Genomic DNA, 17,052 nt, shown 5'->3' with positions numbered 1-17,052 from the left:
AAGATCGGCCGCAGTTCAGGAACCGAAGAAGGTGTGTGGGCGCGAAGGGATGACGCGAGCACTGCTCGCGATGGACGTGCTCGCCGCACCGGAGGCGGCGGCCCGCGTTACTACAGGCTCGAAGATGCCGACCGTTTGCGCGGAGCGGCGCGATTCCTGCAGTTTTGTTGCATCCTCGCTCACCGCTTCGGAGGCGCGTTTGCCGAACGCCTTTTCCACATGTTTGCAGAGCTGGTCGAAGCCTTCTGGCTGCTCGATGGACTGGACGATGGCGCGCAGATCCATTTCGAACATGCGATGCCACTTTTCGAAGGCCTCCTGCTTTGGCGGACTGTTCATGTCTTCGGCCAGATTGCCGTGCGGCACCGCAGGATTCGCAAGGTGCCAACGCGAGGCACCGTCGCTGCCTGCTCTAGTGAACCGGTTTGGCATGTCAACAACGATGTCCAGCAAGAGCGACAAAGGGCTCGCATGGGGAATAGGGGCCTGGAACTTGTAGGCTTCTGCCACGAGCGTTGTCAAGAAGACGGAAGATGGCGCCAGGTCATCTGCGTCGGCGGTGGGTGGCCCAAAGGTGGTGTTTCGGTGCAGCTTGACGAGCTGCACAAGGCGGCTGAGCAGTTGGCCAAGCACTTCGTCTGCCTGCGGCAGCGGCTCGACCGCGGCTTCGCGGATCGATTCCATGGCGATGACGAACTCGGTGAAGTAAACCGGACTGATAGTCGCCGCTTCCTTGAAGTACCGGGAATACCCACGTGGGTTCGTCGGTTCGTATTGATGAAATTCGTGGTCGGGAATCAAGCCATGGGTGTCGCCGTACGGTGCGGCCTGCAAGGGGCTGTCGATCACGGGAGCTATGTCGGCTGTCATGCCGCCCTCATAGTTGATCGTGATGCATCGCGAGTAGCGCTTGATCTCGAGGCGGTGGGCCCGGGCATACCGATCCATGCAACGCTCCAGTTGGTCGAGCAGCTTGCCCGGGCCATGCGGCAGGTCGTATGCCAAGAAGGCATCGGTCTCGAAGCTGGCGATCAGGTCCACATCGAAGCCTTGGCGGCCGCCGTCGCGAGGGCGCACGATCGTGCCCAGATGACGGGAGCCGTGCGAATGCACGGTCGTTAGCAACCCTGCGAACTCGGGTTGTTCGCAAAGGAAATTTCCGGTGCTTTCGTAGGAAGAGTCGAGCGCTTCGAGCTGGCTCGCGGTTGGCTCGTGTGCCTTGGCGATCACATCGACCAGATAGAAAAACCGCGTCGCAAACGTCGGCGAACGGCTCGGGGGGGCAATGGCAATCGCTGGGTCGCGCTTCATGACCAAACCTCGTCTCTCTGTTTTTGTTGGGTATCTGCCTACTGCAGGGCGCACAGACCAAAGTCGGTGTTCACTCTAACGAAGCTTGGGGAGGTATCAAGCACGTTCAAAAAACGCGCTTAGTTTATCGACTGTGAGGGGTAATGCCTGAGTTTCAAGGCCTGCGAGCAAGAACTTAGGCGTCGCTGACGCGACCCCCGCCAAGGTTGCTCCAAAGCCGATAGCTGCACGCCCTTCTAGCTCGACACCCCATTAACAACACGTTGTGGCAGCAGCTAGGCCGCCAACGCGAGGATGGCGACGGACCACAGCTAATGCGCCATAATGCCTAGGATTGAAGGCATTGTATGGTTTAGCGATCAAAATGGGAGGTACTATGGCTAAACTTGCTCTCCCCTCCCAAAGGGCTACCTCCGCGCTGCAAAAGCTGGGACACGACGTCCAGATCGCGCGCAAACGGCGTGAATTCACTCAGCAGCGTCTGGCAGACGGGGCGGGTATCAGTCGCGCCACCCTGCAAAAGGTGGAGGCGGGCGATCCAGGCGTCTCACTCGGTGCCCTTGCCATGGTGCTGCTCGCCCTTGGCGAGAGCGATCGCTTGAGGCAGTTGCTGGACGTTGCCCGTGACGATGTGGGCTTGGCGATCGCAGTAAGGGATCTGCCGCAGCGCGTTCGCAGTCCTCGTTCGCAAGCCAAGCCCAGCGGGCCACGCACCACGCCGGACGCGACGGTTCGCCCAAACATACCGACGGCTTCCGGCAGCGAGCCCGAGGTGTTCTGATGGCCCAGACAAGGCTGCATGTTTGCTTGGGCGCCGCTGAAACGCTGGTGGGCTCGCTGACCTTCGAGAGCACTGGCAACCGCGAGCACAGCGTGTTCCAGTATGCCGAAGACTGGCTGGAGAACCCGCGCGCCTTCGCGCTGGAGCCGGGGCTGCCGCTCGACGACCAGAGGCGATTCTTCAAGGCCGAAGCGCCGCGAGGCTCGCCCCTGCCTCACGCAGTCGCCGACTCCCTTCCGGATTCGTGGGGTCGCAGCATCATTCGCAAGGATGCGACACTCTACCGCGATCGCGGCGGGCCGCTGACCGAAGTGGACTACCTAGCGTCGGTCGACGACTTCAGTCGCATGGGTGCTCTGCGGTACCGCCTGGATGGGCGAGACGGCCCCTTCCTGGCGGGAGAGCCTGCCGGCCGGCACGTGGTGCCACCGCTGCTGCAACTCGACCAACTTAGCCATGAGATCGCCGCCTTCGAGCGCAACGAGCCCGACATGGTCGCGTTGCGCCGGCTTCGGCAGATCGGTACGGTCTTCGGCGGGGCCCGCCCGAAATGCTCGATCCTCGACGCGGACGGCAGTTTGGCGCTGGCGAAATTCACCAGCATCACCGATACGATGGCAGTCGAACGCGCAGAGGTGATGACGCTCGCGCTGGCCAGCCGTTGCGGCTTGCGGGCGGCCCAGGCCCGCATCGAGATGAGCGCCGGTCTGCCGGTGGCAATCCTTCGCCGATTCGATCGGCTCAACGGTGGCAGGCGCCCTTACATCTCCGCTCAGACCCTGTTGGAGGCCCCGACGGCTGATGGCTCGACGTACGTGGAGATCGCCGAGGCGATCCGGATGCACAGCATTGACCCGACCGCTGCGCTCGAAGAGCTGTTCAAGCGAATCGCGTTCACCATCCTGGTGTCCAACGTTGACGACCACCTCAAGAACCACGGGTTCCTGTACGTGGGGCAGAAGCAGTGGGAGTTGTCACCGCTGTTCGACGTCAATCCTGCACCGGACCGTTTTCGGGAGCTCAAGACGGCGATCGCCGATGTAGCGGAGCCAGAGGCGTCGGTGACCTTGCTGGTGGACAGCGCGGTCTTCTTCGATATCGACCGCGATACGGCCGCGGCCTCGATCCAGTCCATGGCACAGGCGATCGCCGAGAGCTGGCGTGGGCTGGCGGACAGCGTGGGGATGACCCGCAAGGAACGCGATGTGTTCGAGGGCGCCTTCGTGCACTCGGAAGCCAAGGCAGCTTTGGGCATGGCGCCGGCACCGGCTACCAGAGTTTTACCGAGGCCCTGACGGTAGGCAAAGGTGTTCCGCGTCACCGACCATTCGGATCGTATTGATTGGCGAATCAAAGCGCTGCCGAGCCCCGGTTCATGCTGGCGATGCACGCGTCGATTTCCGATTCCTTCCATGCGACGGTGCGTTTGCCTACACGAATCGGTTGCGGGTATAGCCCTGTTCGCATGCCGGCATAGAGGGACGCCCGGGAAACCGGAAGGCGCTGCAGCACTTCTTGGAGGCGCAGCAGGATGTCACGGGTCGGCTTTGTGGATTGCTTGTTGAGGCTCATCGGATTTCCTTTCATGGTGTCGCCCGTCTGCACGATTTCGCCCATCGCGGACTGCAATGGATGTCTGACGGATGAAAGGATTCTTCCGAAAAAATGCCCTCTTGTGGGCCGAGGTGCGTCGTTAGCACCCTGTTCATTTTGACCCTTCTGAAGAGGCTTTTTGGGCCTCCACGTTTCGTTGGTTGCGTTGTTTTCGCGCGATGCAGTCGCCGCGCTGCTTGCGGTCATGCTGTGCTGATTTGGCATCTTTCGATGGCCCCTATAAACTGTCCGCACGACTGGCTTTCGGTGCATGCGAACCGAGGCCTTCTGCACCTCTGGAGGCGCTGCAGTAACGCGTGCAGTAGCGCTCAAAGGAGGGAAGTGAAAGAAGTGGATCAGATGCGGCGGAATCGATATCTTGTCGATCCGTCCCAGGCCACCAGACAGCATTCCTTATCAACAGGAATGAAAAGAACCCTGATGCAGCGATGCGCCAGGGTTTTTTTTCGCCTCGGTGCCGCTGGATTCGCGTTGCCGCATGCGCATGCTGCGCGCAGGGCCTGGGCTCGGTGGGCGGGGTGCGCCCCGCGCATGCAGACCGCGCCGCAGGGCGGGTTCGGGGCGTTGCCGTAAGATTGCCGTAACGCTCCGGGGTGCACATGCGTGCTGAGATCCACACCCGAGAACTTGAACCGGGTCATTCCGGCGTAAGAAGAGCTGCCATTCGCCGCCCGGCCCGGGGTGGCCATGGCAGGGCCCGTGATCCTCGGAGCATCCGTTCACAGGTACAGCAGGTCACGAAGGAAAGAAAGCCCCATGGACAAGGTCGCCGCGCTGGTCGCGGACATCCTCGCATTCATTGCGATGGAACCACCACAAGAAGAACAACAACCAGAAGGCGGCGAGGGCGGGTCCATCGATGCGCAGTTCAATGCACTCGCGCTGCGGCTCTTCACGCATCAATACACCTCGAACCCGGCCTACCGCACCTTCTGCCAGCGCCGCGGCGCGACGCTGCGCAGCGTGCAGCGCTGGACCGACATTCCCGCCGTGCCCATCGACGCCTTCAAGGCGATGGAGCTGCGCTGCGAGCCGCCGCGCCCGGACGAGCGCGTCTTCATGACCAGCGGCACGACCCGCGGCGGCGAGGTGCGTGGGCGGCACTTCCACCCCCAGCTCGACGTGTACGACATGTCGATGGCGCGCAACTTCCAGCGGCGCTTCATGCGCGGCGCCGGGCCCATGCCGATGGGCATCCTGTTTCCTGACGAGCACCTGATGCCGAACTCGTCGCTGGCGCATTACCTGGCGCTCGCCAAGGACGTCTTCGGCAGTCCGGTCAGCCGGCACTTCGTGGGCACGCACGGCATGCATGTCGTGAGCCTGTGCTCCGCGCTCGAAGCCGCCGAACGCACCGGCACGCCCTACGCGCTGCTGGGCGCGAGCTACAGCTTCGTGCACTTGATGGAGTCGCTGCACCAGCGGGGCCGCCGCTTCAAGCTGCCACCGGGCAGCCGCGTGCTGGATACGGGCGGCTACAAGGGCCAGTCGCGCGAGGTGCCGCCCGAAGAGTTCTACGCCGGGCTGTCCTACATGCTGGGCGTGCCGCGCGAGCTCTGCATCAACATGTACGGCATGACGGAACTCAGCACGCAGTTCTACGACGACGGCAATGCCCGGGTGCCCTCGGTCAAGTCCGGCCCGCACTGGATCCGCTCCCGGCTGGTGGACCCGGCCACGGGCCGCGACGTGCCGCCCGGCGAGCGCGGCATCCTCGTGCATTGCGACCTGGCCAACTACAACTCCGTCACCACGATCCTGACCGAGGACGTGGGCGAGTGGGCCGACGGCGGCTTCCTGCTGCTGGGCCGGGCCGAAGGCGCGCAGGCCAAGGGCTGCTCGATGGCGGTGCAGGACTTCATGCGGGCTGCCGGCAAATGACGCCCAGGGCGGCGGCCGCCGCTGCCGTGCCGCGGGTGCGTGCGGGCTATCTGCCCGGTATCGATCCCGCAGACATCGCCTGGCAGGTGCTGCCCTTCGCGCAGGGCGGCGCCCGGCTGGAGGTGGAAGTACCCGTGCTCACCCCCGCGCAGATGGAGGCCCTGGCCCTGCGCGTGCGCGAGGCCGCCGCCCGCCATCTGCAGCCCATGGCGGTCGAGCAGATCATCGCCGTCATCGACCAGGCCATCGCGCGCCTGCTGGACCGCCGCGATCCGCTGCGCCGGCAGGCCGAGGCGCTGCTGCCCCTGGTGAGCGGCTACGACGCCGAGATGGTGCGCCTGGGGCTGACGGGCTTCTTCAAGAATTTCCGCGCGCCGCAGCTGCGCCGCTTCGTGGCCGAGGATTTTTCCAACCCCCTGGTGCTCGACGGCTTCCAGCCCGCGCCCAAGGGCGGCGCGGTGCGCGCCTTCGGGCCGGGGCTGCTGGTGCACAGCTGGGCCGGCAACGTGCCGGCGCTCGCGCTCTGGAGCTTCGTGTGCGGCCTGCTGGTCAAGGCCGGCAGCATCGGCAAGCTGCCCAGCGCCGAGCCGCTCTTCGCAGGCTGGTTCGCGCAGCTGCTGGCCGAGGTGCATCCGCCGCTGGCCGATTGCTTCGCCGTGGTGTGGTGGAAGGGCGCGGGCGGCGACGACGCGGCGGCACTCTATGCCCAGGCCGACACGGTGCTGGCCTATGGCGGCAACGAATCGCTGGACGCCATCCGGCGCCGCCTGCCCGTCACCACGCGCTTTCTGCCGCACGGGCACAAGCTGGGCTTCGGCGTGGTCACTGCCGCTGCGCTGGATGCGCTCGACGCCCCGGCCGTCGCCCGCCGCGCCGCGTGGGACGTGATGCGCTACGACCAGCAGGGCTGCTATTCGCCGCATGTCTTCTACGTGCAGCGCGGCGGCGCCGTGTCGCCGCGCGCCTTCGCGGGCTATCTGGCGGGCGAGCTGGCGCAGCTGGCACGGCGCTTTCCGCGCCGGCCGCTGGACGTGGAGGAATCCGCCGCCGTGGCCGGCTGGCGGCAGGCGCTGGAATGGCGCGGCCTTTCGGCGCCCGGCGGCGCGGCGGCGGACGAGCTCATCGGCACGCCCGAAGACGCCTGGAGCGTGGCCTATGGCGACGCCCCGAAGCCGCTCGCGCCCACCGCGCTGCAGCGCAGCGTGCAGGTGGTGGCCGTTGATGCGCTGGACGACGTGCGGCGCGCCATCGCCGGCCACGGCGCGTTCCTGCAGACCGCCGGCGTCGCCGCCACGCCTGAGGAACTGCAGCGCCTCGCCGCGCTGCTGGGCGCGGCGGGCGTGACGCGCATCAGCGCCATCGGCGCGATGAGCACGCCCGAAGCCGGCTGGCACCACGATGGCCGCTTCAACCTGCTGGACCTGGTGCGCATGGTGGAGATCGAGCCCTCCGCCGAAAGCGCCGCCGAGGCCTTCGCGCCCTATGCCGACTGAGAGGGAAACGGCGATGGATGCCATGGCTGGAGCAGCTCGGCTTGCGGGCGATGCCTTTCTCGACATCGATCAGGCCGTGTTCGCCTACCCCGGCCGCGCCCCGGTGGTGGACGGCGTGAGCTGGCGCATCGCCGCGGGCGAGGTGCACTGCCTCGTGGGCCGCAGCGGCTGCGGCAAGACCACGCTGCTGCAGCTGGCCGCCGGCCTGCTGCGCCCGCAGACGGGCCATGTGCGCATGCAGGGCCGCGAGGTGGTGGCGCCCGGGCCGCAGCTGGGCTTCATGTTCCAGGCGCCCACGCTGCTCGAATGGCGCAGCGCGCTCGACAACGTGCTGCTGCCCGTGTCGCTGCAGCACCGGCCGCAGCCTGCCGACGTGGCGCGCGCGCAGGCGCTGCTGGAACAGCTGGGGCTGGGCGGCCATGCGCAGCGCCACCCGCGCCAGCTCTCGGGCGGCCAGCAAAGCCGCGTGGCGCTGGCGCGCGCGCTGGTGCTGGAGCCGGCGCTGCTGCTGCTCGACGAGCCCTTCGCCGCGCTGGACGCCATCACCCGCGCCGAGCTGCAGGACGACCTGCTGCGCACCTGCCGGCAGCGCGGCACCACCGTGCTGTTCGTGACGCACGACATCACCGAGGCCGTCTATCTGGGCGACCGCATCGCCGTGCTGCAGGCGGGCCGCGTGGCGGGCGACATCCGCATCGACCTGCCCGCGCCGCGCACCCAGGCCATGCGCCACGATGCCCCGTTCAACCGCCTGTGCGCCCGCGTGCGCGCCAGCCTGGACGGGGTGGGCGCATGAGCCGGCCCGGCCTGCCTTCCCGTTCCGCCTGGCCCTACCGCGCCCTCGGCGCTGCGCTGCTGCTGGCGCTGCTGGGCGCGTGGGAATGGGTGGCGCGGCATTCGGGCCTTTCCGCACTGGTGCTGCCCGCGCCCTCGGCCATCGCCGCGTCGCTGTGGCAGGGGCTGCGCACGGGCTACTTCCTGCCGCATGTGCGGGCCACGCTGTCGGCGCTGCTGCTGGGGCTGGCGGGCGGTGGCCTCGCGGGCCTGGCGATCGGCATCGCGCTTGCCGAATCGCCGCTGCTGGAGCGCGTGCTGCGGCCCTATGTGGTGGTCAGCCAGGTCGTGCCCAAGCTGGCGCTGGCGCCGCTCTTCGTGCTGTGGTTCGGCTTCGGCATTCCATCCACCGCGCTCATCACCGGGCTGATCTGCTTCTTTCCGCTGATGGAGAACACCTTCACCGGGCTGCGGCAGGCCGATGCGCAGCGCCTGCAGCTCTTTCGCATGCTGGGCGCCACGCGCGGGCAGACGCTCGTGCGCCTCAAGCTGCCGCAGGCGCTGCCGGCCATCCTCGCGGGCCTGCGCATGGCCGTGGTGCTGGCGCTGGTGGGCGCGGTGGTGGGCGAATTCATCGGCGCGAGCCAGGGCCTGGGCGCGGTGGTGATCGCCGCGCAGGGGATGATGGACACCTCCCTGATGTTCGCGGCGCTGGTGCTCATCGCGGCCATCGGGCTGCTGCTCTACCAGGCCACGCTGCTGTTGGAGCGCCGGCTGCTGCGGCCCTATGCCGACCGTGCCTGAACTTTCTTTTCCCTTCCTCTTTCGACGACATGCAACGATCTGAATTCCTCTCGCGCCGCACGCTGCTGGCGGTTTCCGCAGGCATCGCGGCCACGCGCTGGGCCGGCGCCGCAACGCCGGCCGCCGCCCCGCTGGGCAAGATCACCGTGGCGGGCTGGAGCAAGCCCATCAGCGAGATCACCAACCTGCTGGCCGAGCCCGAGAAGGGCTTCTTCAAGGCGCGCGGCGTGGAGCTGGCCTACCTGCCCGGCGCAGGCGGCGGCGATGCGCTGCGCAACACGCTGAGCGGGCAGGGCGATGTGGCCTTCACCGACCCGGGCTCGTTCTTCATGGCGCTGGACAAGGGCGAGAAGCTCACCGCCATCTACGACATCTACCCGCAGAACGTGTTCAACGTGGTGTCGCTGCAGTCCTCGGGCATCCGCACGCCGGCCGACCTGAAGGGCAAGCGCATCGGCGTCTACAGCCTCTCCAGCGGCACGCGGCAGAACCTGCTGGTGCTGCTGCACCAGGCGGGGCTGAAGGAATCGGACGTGACCATCGTGGTCACCGGCCTGCTCAACTTCGCGCCGCTGCTGCAGGGCCAGGTCGATGCCACGGCCGCCACCGACACGGGCCTGGCCGTGGGCCGCCGCAAGGGCCTGGGCGCGGTCAACGTGATGCAGGTGCGCGACTACCTCAACGTTTCCAGCGATCTCTTCGTGGTGCGCAACGAGGTGCTGGCGCAGAAGAAGGCGCTGCTGCGCGCCTTCCTGCAGGGCTACCGCGACAGCGCCGCCTGGATGATGGCGCACCCCGAAGACGCCGCCGCGCTGGCCGTGAAGGTCGCCATCGACGGCACGCAGCAAGACGCGAACCTGGAGGTGATCCGGCTGCGCAACGCCTCGGCCCAGCCCTCGGTGCCGGGCCAGCCGCTGGGTGCGTTCAATCTCGCATCGCTGCAGAAGGCGGCCGATGCCTACCGCGCCCTGGGCCTGGTGCAGCACGGCATCCGCGTGGCCGACGTGGTGGATGCCAGCCTGCTGCCCGTCGCATGACGCCGCCGGACCACCAGGAATCAGGAGCGAGGAGCACGCCATGAAGTTCAAGGGCCAGGTCGTTCTGGTGACGGGTGCGAGCCGCGGCATCGGCGCGGCCATCGCCCGCGCCTTCGCGCAGGAAGGCGCCACCGTGGCGGTCAACTACCTCGCCAACCACGCGGCGGCGGACGAGACGGTGGCGGCCTGCCGCGCCGCCGGCGGCGATGCCTGGGCCGTGCAGGCCGACGTGGGCGATGCCGAGGCGGTGCGCGCCATGGTGGATGGGGTGGTGCTGGAGGCCGGCCGCATCGACGTGGTGGTCAACAACGCCTTCCGGCCTTATGCCTTCGATCCCCGCCACCGCAAGCTGTTCGGCGACGTGCCGTGGAGCGACTACCGGGCCCAGTTCGACGGCGCCGTGGGCGCGGCCTTCAACGTCTGCCAGGCGGTGCTGCCGCACCTGCGCCAGCGCGCGCGGGGCAGCATCGTGAACATCGCCACCAACCTGGTCGAAAACCCGGTGGTGCCCTACCACGACTACACCACCGCCAAGGCCGCGCTGGTGGCCTTCAGCCGCAACCTGGCGGCCGAGCAGGGGCCGCTGGGCATCCGCGTCAACTGCGTGGCGCCGGGCCTGGTCTATCCCACGCAGGCCAGCCAGGCCACGCCCGAGGCGCTGCGCGAGGCGATCACCGCCGCCACGCCGCTCAGGCGCATCGCCCGGCCCGAAGACGTGGCGGGGCCGGTGCTGTTCCTGGCGTCGGAGTGGAGCGGCTTCATGACCGGGCAGGTGCTGTTCGTCGATGGCGGGCTGGTCATGAAATGACCCGGCGCTGAAGAGGCGGCATCGGCCTACAGCGCGCGGCCGTGGCCGGCATTCCGTGCGGGCCGCCGTTTGCGGATATTCGGGGGCATGTCCGAAAAACTGCGCTTTCTCCTGCAGCGCCTGGTGCGCAAGACCTGGCTGCGCTGCTCGCTCTTCGCCCTGCTGGCCTTCGCGGCCGTCATGCTGGCTACCTGGCTCGGGCCCTACATCCCCGACGGCGTGGCGCTCAACCTGGGCTCCGACGCGCTGGACAGCCTGCTGAACATCCTGGCCTCCAGCATGCTCACGGTGTCCATCTTCTCGGCGAGCACCATGGTGGCCGCATTCTCGGCCGTGGCCAACAGCGCCACGCCGCGCGCCTCGCAACTGCTGATCGAGGACTCCACCGTGCAGAACACGCTGGCGGTGTTCATTGGCGCCTTCCTCTACGGCGTGGTCGCGCTGGTGGGGCTGCACGTGCATGTCTATGGCGATGGCGGCCGGCTGGTGCTGTTCGGTTTCACGCTGCTCATCCTGCTGGGCGTGGTGGTGGTGCTGCTGCGCTGGATCGACTACCTCTCGGTGCTGGGCCGGCTGGGCGAGACCATCCGCCGGCTGGAGGAAGCCACCTGCAAGGCCATCGACCAGCGCGTGGCCAAGCCCTTCCTGGGCGGGCGCCGGCAGCGGCCCGGCGAGCGCGGCGCCCATGCCGTGCGCAGCGACGCCGCCGGCTTCGTGCAGCACGTGGCCATGGACCTGCTGCAGGCCCGCGCCGAGGCGCTGGACGGCCACCTGCACCTGCACGTGCTGCCCGGTGCCTTCGTCGCGCCCAATACCGTGCTGGTGACCAGCGACCGGCCCATCGACGCCGAGGAGCGCGAGGCCATCCTGCAGGCGGTGCTGATCGGCAACGGGCGCAGCTTCGACCACGACCCGCGCTACGGCTTCGTCGTGATGGGCGAGGTGGCGGCGCGGGCCATGTCGGCCTCCATCAACGACCCCGGCACCGCGATGGACGTGATGGGCGCGGGCGTGCGCACGCTGGCCCACTGGGCGCATCGCCAGCAGGCGGCCGAGCGCGAGGCCGATGCCGCGCCGGCCCCCTGCGACCGCGTCACGGCGCCCGCGCTGCGCGAGGCCGGCATGGTGGAAGACGTGTTCGAGCCGCTGGCGCGCTATGCGGCGGCCTCGGTGGAGGTGGGCGTGGCGCTGCAGCGCGCCCTGCATTCGGTGGGCGCCCTGCACCCGGCGCTGCGCGAGCCTAGCGAGCGGCTGTCGGCCTATGCGCTGGAGCGCGCCGCCCAGGCCGACCTGTGCGCCACCGACATGAAGGCGCTGCAGGGCGCGGCGCGGGAGGCCGAAGAGGGGCTGTAGCCGCCCCGCGCCCGCGGTTTCAGAGGTTTTCGGCCTGCAGCGCTTGATGGATCTGCGCAGTTCGCTATTAAAAATATAGCGGAATGGAGTGCGCGGGCGATCAGAACCCGATCGTGCGCCACACGGCGAATGCCGCCGCGCCCAGTGCCGCCACGGCCGCCAGGCCCAGCCAGAGGCCGCCGCGCTTTTCGGCGAAGGGGTCGTCCAGCATGCGGCGCGCATTGGGCGGCACGTGGGCCGTCTGCGAGAGCGAGCCGCCCAGGCGCGTGTTGATGCGCATGCGGCCGTTGATGGCCCAGCCGCTCGCGTCCAGCAGCGGCCCCAGGCTGCGCTGGCGCAGCTTGAGCCAGGCGATGAGCATGCTGGGCCCCGAGATGGCGAGCACGATGCCCGCCAGCGCCATCGGGATCCACGGGCCCAGCTCGATGAACTTGCCGAAGATGCCCACCAGCACCGCGCTGATGCTGCCCAGGGCCACGCCGATGGCGGCCACCGTGCCCACGTCGGTGCGGCGCAGGCTGGTGTCGGCCGCAGCCGCAGCCGCCGCCGGCTTGGCGGCCGCTGCGGCGGCGGATGCCGTGAGCGGCGTGGCCGCCAGGCCGCCGGCCTGGGCGCTGAGCGACTTCTCCACGCGCGCATCGCTGGTGGCGGCGCGCTTGGCGACCTGCTCCTCGATCATGCGCAGGAACTTCTTGTAGGGCGAGAAGAAGGCCTGCGCGATGCTGGTCGGGTTCTCGATGATCTTGGTGATGGTGGCGTCCCAGTCGCGGCCCTGGCGGTCATAGAAGACGCCGTTGCGGCCCGTGAAGAGGAAGTCCACGTCGCCCGCGGTGAAGGCGGCCACCACGGTCATCTTCTCGGTGGCGCCCTTGTCGCCGCGCCGCGTGCAGTCGCAATAGGCCAGATAGCTCTTGGCCAGGCCGGCGAGCTTGGCGTGCGCTGCCGCGTCGCGCACCTGCACGGTCAGGTCGCAGCTGCGCGCATCCAGGTAGAGCGTGCCGGCCTGGAAGATGGCGCCGTGCCGCTGGTAGAAGGCCGAGAACGACACGAAGTTGTTCAGCAGCGCCATCAGGTCGCGCTTGAAGCGCAGCAGTTTCTCCAGCGCCAGCGTGGCGTCGTTGTGGGCCTTCTCGGCCTCGTCCTGGGTGATGAGGTCCATCACGCGCGGCTCGGCATCGCCGCGCAGCACATCGTCGAAGAGCGCCTCGCCCTCGATGGGCGCGAGCGGCGTGGCGGGCTTGGCCGCCAGCCATTGCTGGCAGGGCGCCACCGCCGCCTTCACCTGCTGCCATTGCGCTTCGGTCAGGCTGTCGGTGCCCGCGCCCAGCAGCGGCTCCACGGCCTGGGCGCGCAGCGTGGCCAGGGCGCTGGCCCAGGCGGGGTTCACGCCCTCGGAGAGCGGCAGCACGCCGTGCGGCCCCACGGCCGAGATGGGCGCGATGGGCAGCGCGGCGATGGCGTCGGACGACAGGGCCAGGTCCTGGCCCGTGGCGAGCGCGGCGTAGGCCTCCTGCGAGGGATTGAGCGCGGCGGCGGCCTTGAGGTCGTAGGCCGCGAGCCGGCTGCGCGCGAAGAAGTCTTCCACCTTGGCGCTGACCTGGTTCACCGCGCGGGTGGCGGCCAGCGTGCCTTCGCCCAGCGGCAGGCCGGCGGTGGCCTGCAGTGCCGCGTCGTGCCAGGCGCGCAGCTTGGCCACGTCGGCGAAGAAGGCCTCGGCCAGCTTGCGGTTCACGCCGGCGGGCTGGTCGTCCACGGCGGGCGCGCTGCCGTGCGTCTGCATGATCCAGCGCAGCGTCTGTGCGGCGAGGGTGTCGTCCTGCGCGGCCTCGGGGCTGACCACGCCGTCGCCGTTGAAGCGCTGCGCGCCCAGCACGCCGCTGCGCGCCAGCACCTCGGCCAGCGTGATCGCCTCGGCATCGGGCCGTTCGGCCATCGCCAGGATGCGCTGGGCCTGGGCCCGCAGCGCTTCGCCTTCCGCGCTGCCGGTGGCCAGCGCCTGCAGCGGCAGGCTGTCGCCGGGGCGGGCCAGTTCTTCGGGGTCCGCCAGCAGGCGGCAGGCCCAGGCGCAGGCGGCCAGCAGCTCGGGCGGTCGGATGCGGCCGTCCTGGTCGGTGTCGATGAGGTCGAGCGTGCGCGTGTCGAATTCGATGCCGCGCGTGGGGCAGGCCAGCGCCACCCAGAGCTTCTGGTCCAGTTCGGGCAGATGGACGATGTCCTGGCCGCTGCGGATGATGACCTGGTCCACGCCGCCGGCGCGGAAGAACTGCCAGCGGTAGGACGATGCGGGCGTGTGGCCGCCGGCGGAGGAAGGGGAGGGGTTCTGCGAGGAAGTCTGCACGTTCTGTTCGGAAGGCAAGGCGGAGAGCGGGGGATGGAGGCAAGCGCCTGGGCGCGGCGCCCGACAGTGTCGAATCCGCCGCGCGTCACGGCTGTAGGGCGATGGCGCGTCTGCCGCGCCGGGCGGCTGCCGCAGCGGCGGCCCAGGCGATCGTGGCATGCGTGTGAAGGGCGCGATTATTCCGTGTTGCCGAGGTGATTGCGAACGCGGCGGCGCTTTCGCTAAAGTGCCTGCCATGTCTTCCTACACGCGTTCACTGCCCCTGTCGGGCGCCACCAATTTCCGTGACCTGGGCGGCTATGCCGGGCAGGACGGCCGGCCCGTGCGCTGGCGCCGGCTGTTCCGCTCCGACCATCTGGCCTCGCTCACCGCGCAGGACACCCAGGTGCTGGAGCCCCTGCGCCTGGCGCGCGTGATCGACTTCCGCGGCGAGGCCGAGAGCGCGTCGCTGGCCTACGCCATGCCCGGCGTGGCCTACCACGCGCTGCCGATCGAGCCCACCGTGGTGCAGCGCTCCAAGGAGATGGCGCTGGCCGGCGAGCAGCTCACGCCGGCCATCGCCGTCGCGCTGATGCAGGACACCTACCGCGCCTTCGTCTCCGACAACGCCGCGCAGTTCGCCGCGCTGTTCGAGCACCTGCTGCAAAGCGATGCGCCGCTGGTCTTCCACTGCACCGCGGGCAAGGACCGCACGGGCTTCGCGGCGGCGCTCATCCTGCTGGCGCTGGGCGTGCCGCGCGACGTGGTGATGCAGGACTACCTGCTCACCAACGGTCTCTACCAGCCGCCGGGCCACTTCCTGCGCGCTGCCCCGGCCGAGGTGATGAACGTGCTCTGGCGCGTGCAGGAAGACTTCCTGCACGCCGCGCTGGACGTGGTCGAGCGCGACCACGGCGGACTGGACCGCTATCTGCAGGCCCGGCTGGGCGTGGGGCCGGCCGAGCGGGTGCGGCTGATGCAGATGTACCTGCAAGGGCCGGGCGGCTGAACCCGCGGCGCGCGGCCCCTGAACGAAAAAAGCCGGCTCGACGAGCCGGCTTTTCGTTGGCGTGCCCCGGTGGAACCGGGACCGTGCCGCGCTCGATCAGAGCGTGGCGTCCTTGAGCTTCTTCAGCGCGCGGGTCTTGATCTTGACCGAAGCGGGCTTGGCGGGGAACCAGCGCTCTTCACCCGTGAACGGGTCCTTGCCGAAGCGCTTCTTCTTGGCGGGCACTTGCTGCAGGCCGATCTTCATCAGGCCGGGCAGCGTGAATTCGCCGGAGCCCTTCTTGTGCACGGAGCCCAGGATGGCGCTTTCGAGCGCGGCCAGCACGGCCTTGACGGCCTTGGGCTCGACACCGGCTTGCGTAGCCAGGTGGGCCACCAGCGTGGTCTTGTTGAACACGTCCTTCACGGGCTTCAGGGCTGCGGGCGTGGCCTTGGCGGCGGCAGGCGCTACGGCCTTCTTCACGACGGCCGTGGCCTTCTTGGCGGGCGCGGCAGCCTTCTTCGGCGCGGCGGCAGCGGTGGTCACCTTCTTGGCTGCGGGAGCGGCCGTCACCTTCTTGGCGGCTGCAGGAGCAGCAGCAGCGGCGGCGGTCTTCTTGGTGGTGGTGGCGGCCTTGGTGGCCGGCGCGGTGGTTTTCTTTGCAGTTGCCATGATGTTGATTGATCTCTTCTGGATGATATGGAGCAGAACTTTCCAGCGAGGCTGGTCGGCGAATTCTAGGACCTTTGCCCGGCGTGCTGCGGGCCGCGGGCGCAAAACGCCGCGCCAGCCCGCATGGACAGGCGCTTTGCACGCCGCGCACCGCGCCGGCAGCAGGCCTGCGCGGGAATGCGAGGGGCTGCCTGGCGCGGCGGCCGCGTTAAGCTGCGCCCACCACGTGCGGCAGTGGCGCCGCGCACCCTACGAGACAAACCCTCTTTGCGAAGGACTGCCATGAGCGACAACACCCCCTTCGGCTTCGGCCGCTTCGTGCCGGGCTTCGACTTCCTGCAGAACCTGGCCAAGAACTCCGCCGCGGGCATGCCCGCCATGCCGTCGATGCCGGGCATGCCCAGCTGGGTCGCGCCCACCGTGAGCGAAGAAGAGCTGGAAAAGCGCATCGAGGAACTGAAGGCCGTGCAGTTCTGGCTCGACCAGAACTCGCGCGCGCTCACCGCCACCGTGCAGGCGCTGGAAGTGCAGAAGATGACCCTCGCCACGCTCAAGGGCATGAACGTGGCCATGGGCGACCTGGCCAGCGCGTTCACGCCCAAGCCGGCTGCTGCGGCCGATGCGCCCGCGCCGCGCCCTGCGGCAGCGCCTGCGCCTGCACCGGCGCAGCACGCACCGCACCGCGCTGCAGAAGACGCCGCCGGCCCGGATGCCGATGAGCAGGCCGATGCCGCCGCCGGCGCGGACCAGCCCGCCGGCGTGGTCGATCCCATGCAGTGGTGGACGGCGCTGGGCACGCAGTTCCAGCAGATCGCGGCGAACGCGCTGAAAGATGTGGCGCAGCACCAGGGCGCGTTCGACGCCACCCGCGACATGGCCGCCGAAGCCGTGAAGAGCGCCACCGACATGGCCTCGCACCTGGCCGCGCAGGGGCTGCAGGGCGTGCAGGAGGCCACGCGCAGGGCGGCAAGTGCCGCGCCTGCCGCCGATGCATCCAAGTCCTCCACCAAGCGCCGGGCGCCCGCCAAGAAGGCGGGCAAGGGCACTGCGGCCAAGGCCCCCGCCAAGAAGGCCCCGGCCAAGGCCGCCACCCCGTCCACCGCGCGCAAGCCTGCGCCCGCACCGGCGCCGGCGCGCACTGCCAGCGGGCGTTCGCGCACGGCACGCTGAGTCCGTCTTCTTCGGCCGGCCCGCGGGCGGAGCGCGGGCCCGGTCCGCT

15 protein-coding genes are annotated in these 17,052 nt (G+C 69.0%); 11 read left to right on the top strand and 4 right to left on the bottom strand.

Going from position 1 to position 17,052, the window contains the following annotated elements; genetic code table 11:
- Positions 1-15: 15 nt before the first annotated feature.
- Positions 16-1,311: a nucleotidyltransferase domain-containing protein gene (locus tag BM070_RS20880; RefSeq protein ID WP_092941535.1), complete on the bottom strand. Its 1,296-nt coding sequence runs from the start codon at positions 1,309-1,311 to the stop codon at positions 16-18.
- Positions 1,312-1,687: 376 nt separating this feature from the next.
- Between BM070_RS20880 and BM070_RS20875 the strand changes: the two genes are divergently transcribed.
- Both BM070_RS20875 and BM070_RS20870 read left to right on the top strand, forming a co-directional pair.
- The gene (locus BM070_RS20875; RefSeq protein ID WP_092941533.1) at positions 1,688-2,092 is read left to right on the top strand and encodes a helix-turn-helix transcriptional regulator; all 405 of its coding nucleotides are present in this window, start codon (positions 1,688-1,690) and stop codon (positions 2,090-2,092) included.
- Positions 2,092-3,387: a type II toxin-antitoxin system HipA family toxin gene (locus BM070_RS20870; RefSeq protein WP_092941531.1), complete on the top strand. Its 1,296-nt coding sequence runs from the start codon at positions 2,092-2,094 to the stop codon at positions 3,385-3,387. The genes BM070_RS20875 and BM070_RS20870 overlap by 1 nt, the downstream gene beginning before the upstream one ends.
- Before the next feature lie 55 nt (positions 3,388-3,442).
- Here the strand turns inward: BM070_RS20870 and BM070_RS25220 are convergent, their stop codons facing one another.
- A complete protein-coding gene (locus tag BM070_RS25220; protein WP_245785322.1) occupies positions 3,443-3,892 on the bottom strand; it encodes a helix-turn-helix transcriptional regulator in 450 nt (149 codons plus the stop codon).
- Between the two features lie 570 nt (positions 3,893-4,462).
- Between BM070_RS25220 and BM070_RS20860 the strand changes: the two genes are divergently transcribed.
- From BM070_RS20860 to BM070_RS20830, 7 genes are all read left to right on the top strand, one after another.
- On the top strand, positions 4,463-5,587 hold the full coding sequence (locus BM070_RS20860) for a LuxE/PaaK family acyltransferase (RefSeq protein ID WP_092941529.1): 1,125 nt from the start codon (positions 4,463-4,465) through the stop codon (positions 5,585-5,587).
- Positions 5,584-7,080, top strand: coding sequence for an acyl-CoA reductase (locus tag BM070_RS20855; RefSeq protein WP_092941527.1), 1,497 nt, complete (start codon positions 5,584-5,586; stop codon positions 7,078-7,080). The genes BM070_RS20860 and BM070_RS20855 overlap by 4 nt, the downstream gene beginning before the upstream one ends.
- 22 nt (positions 7,081-7,102) lie before the next feature.
- The gene (locus BM070_RS20850) at positions 7,103-7,876 is read left to right on the top strand and encodes an ABC transporter ATP-binding protein (protein ID WP_092941606.1); all 774 of its coding nucleotides are present in this window, start codon (positions 7,103-7,105) and stop codon (positions 7,874-7,876) included.
- The gene (locus tag BM070_RS20845; protein ID WP_092941525.1) at positions 7,873-8,658 is read left to right on the top strand and encodes an ABC transporter permease; all 786 of its coding nucleotides are present in this window, start codon (positions 7,873-7,875) and stop codon (positions 8,656-8,658) included. Before BM070_RS20850 ends, BM070_RS20845 begins: the two co-directional genes overlap by 4 nt.
- A 29-nt stretch (positions 8,659-8,687) precedes the next feature.
- Complete coding sequence (locus BM070_RS20840; RefSeq protein ID WP_092941523.1) at positions 8,688-9,695, top strand: ABC transporter substrate-binding protein; 1,008 nt, start codon at positions 8,688-8,690, stop codon at positions 9,693-9,695.
- A 40-nt stretch (positions 9,696-9,735) separates the two neighbouring features.
- Entirely contained in the window at positions 9,736-10,503 is a 768-nt protein-coding gene (locus tag BM070_RS20835) for a 3-oxoacyl-ACP reductase (RefSeq protein WP_092941521.1), read from the top strand.
- 87 nt (positions 10,504-10,590) lie between these two features.
- Positions 10,591-11,856 carry a DUF2254 domain-containing protein gene (locus tag BM070_RS20830; RefSeq protein WP_092941519.1) on the top strand — a complete coding sequence of 422 codons (1,266 nt, stop codon included), beginning with the start codon at positions 10,591-10,593 and terminating at the stop codon, positions 11,854-11,856.
- Between the two features lie 100 nt (positions 11,857-11,956).
- Here the strand turns inward: BM070_RS20830 and BM070_RS20825 are convergent, their stop codons facing one another.
- Positions 11,957-14,101, bottom strand: a complete 2,145-nt coding sequence (locus BM070_RS20825; RefSeq protein WP_245785324.1) for a hypothetical protein — start codon at positions 14,099-14,101, stop codon at positions 11,957-11,959.
- 328 nt (positions 14,102-14,429) lie between these two features.
- Here BM070_RS20825 and BM070_RS20820 point away from each other — a divergent pair, with 328 nt between their 5' ends.
- Positions 14,430-15,182: a tyrosine-protein phosphatase gene (locus tag BM070_RS20820; RefSeq protein ID WP_092941517.1), complete on the top strand. Its 753-nt coding sequence runs from the start codon at positions 14,430-14,432 to the stop codon at positions 15,180-15,182.
- 96 nt (positions 15,183-15,278) lie between these two features.
- On the opposite strand, the gene BM070_RS20815 is transcribed toward BM070_RS20820, so the two are convergent.
- Positions 15,279-15,707: an HU family DNA-binding protein gene (locus BM070_RS20815; protein WP_434803206.1), complete on the bottom strand. Its 429-nt coding sequence runs from the start codon at positions 15,705-15,707 to the stop codon at positions 15,279-15,281.
- Between the two features lie 408 nt (positions 15,708-16,115).
- Here BM070_RS20815 and BM070_RS20810 point away from each other — a divergent pair, with 408 nt between their 5' ends.
- A complete protein-coding gene (locus BM070_RS20810; RefSeq protein ID WP_092941515.1) occupies positions 16,116-17,003 on the top strand; it encodes a PhaM family polyhydroxyalkanoate granule multifunctional regulatory protein in 888 nt (295 codons plus the stop codon).
- Positions 17,004-17,052: the final 49 nt, after the last annotated feature.

It is taken from the genome of Paracidovorax wautersii, assembly GCF_900113035.1.
In the GTDB taxonomy this organism is placed as follows: Bacteria; Pseudomonadota; Gammaproteobacteria; order Burkholderiales; family Burkholderiaceae_C; genus Paracidovorax; species Paracidovorax wautersii.
This window is presented reverse-complemented; position numbering and strand designations above follow the sequence as displayed.

What these genes read in the sequence shown, in the direction of transcription:
- BM070_RS20880 (WP_092941535.1), bottom strand. Translation starts at nt 1,311, where the DNA reads ATGAAGCGCGACCCAGCGATTGCCATTGCCCCCCCGAGCCGTTCGCCG.
- BM070_RS20875 (WP_092941533.1), top strand. Translation starts at nt 1,688, where the DNA reads ATGGCTAAACTTGCTCTCCCCTCCCAAAGGGCTACCTCCGCGCTGCAA.
- BM070_RS20870 (WP_092941531.1), top strand. Translation starts at nt 2,092, where the DNA reads ATGGCCCAGACAAGGCTGCATGTTTGCTTGGGCGCCGCTGAAACGCTG.
- BM070_RS25220 (WP_245785322.1), bottom strand. Translation starts at nt 3,892, where the DNA reads ATGACCGCAAGCAGCGCGGCGACTGCATCGCGCGAAAACAACGCAACC.
- BM070_RS20860 (WP_092941529.1), top strand. Translation starts at nt 4,463, where the DNA reads ATGGACAAGGTCGCCGCGCTGGTCGCGGACATCCTCGCATTCATTGCG.
- BM070_RS20855 (WP_092941527.1), top strand. Translation starts at nt 5,584, where the DNA reads ATGACGCCCAGGGCGGCGGCCGCCGCTGCCGTGCCGCGGGTGCGTGCG.
- BM070_RS20850 (WP_092941606.1), top strand. Translation starts at nt 7,103, where the DNA reads ATGGCTGGAGCAGCTCGGCTTGCGGGCGATGCCTTTCTCGACATCGAT.
- BM070_RS20845 (WP_092941525.1), top strand. Translation starts at nt 7,873, where the DNA reads ATGAGCCGGCCCGGCCTGCCTTCCCGTTCCGCCTGGCCCTACCGCGCC.
- BM070_RS20840 (WP_092941523.1), top strand. Translation starts at nt 8,688, where the DNA reads ATGCAACGATCTGAATTCCTCTCGCGCCGCACGCTGCTGGCGGTTTCC.
- BM070_RS20835 (WP_092941521.1), top strand. Translation starts at nt 9,736, where the DNA reads ATGAAGTTCAAGGGCCAGGTCGTTCTGGTGACGGGTGCGAGCCGCGGC.
- BM070_RS20830 (WP_092941519.1), top strand. Translation starts at nt 10,591, where the DNA reads ATGTCCGAAAAACTGCGCTTTCTCCTGCAGCGCCTGGTGCGCAAGACC.
- BM070_RS20820 (WP_092941517.1), top strand. Translation starts at nt 14,430, where the DNA reads ATGTCTTCCTACACGCGTTCACTGCCCCTGTCGGGCGCCACCAATTTC.
- BM070_RS20810 (WP_092941515.1), top strand. Translation starts at nt 16,116, where the DNA reads ATGAGCGACAACACCCCCTTCGGCTTCGGCCGCTTCGTGCCGGGCTTC.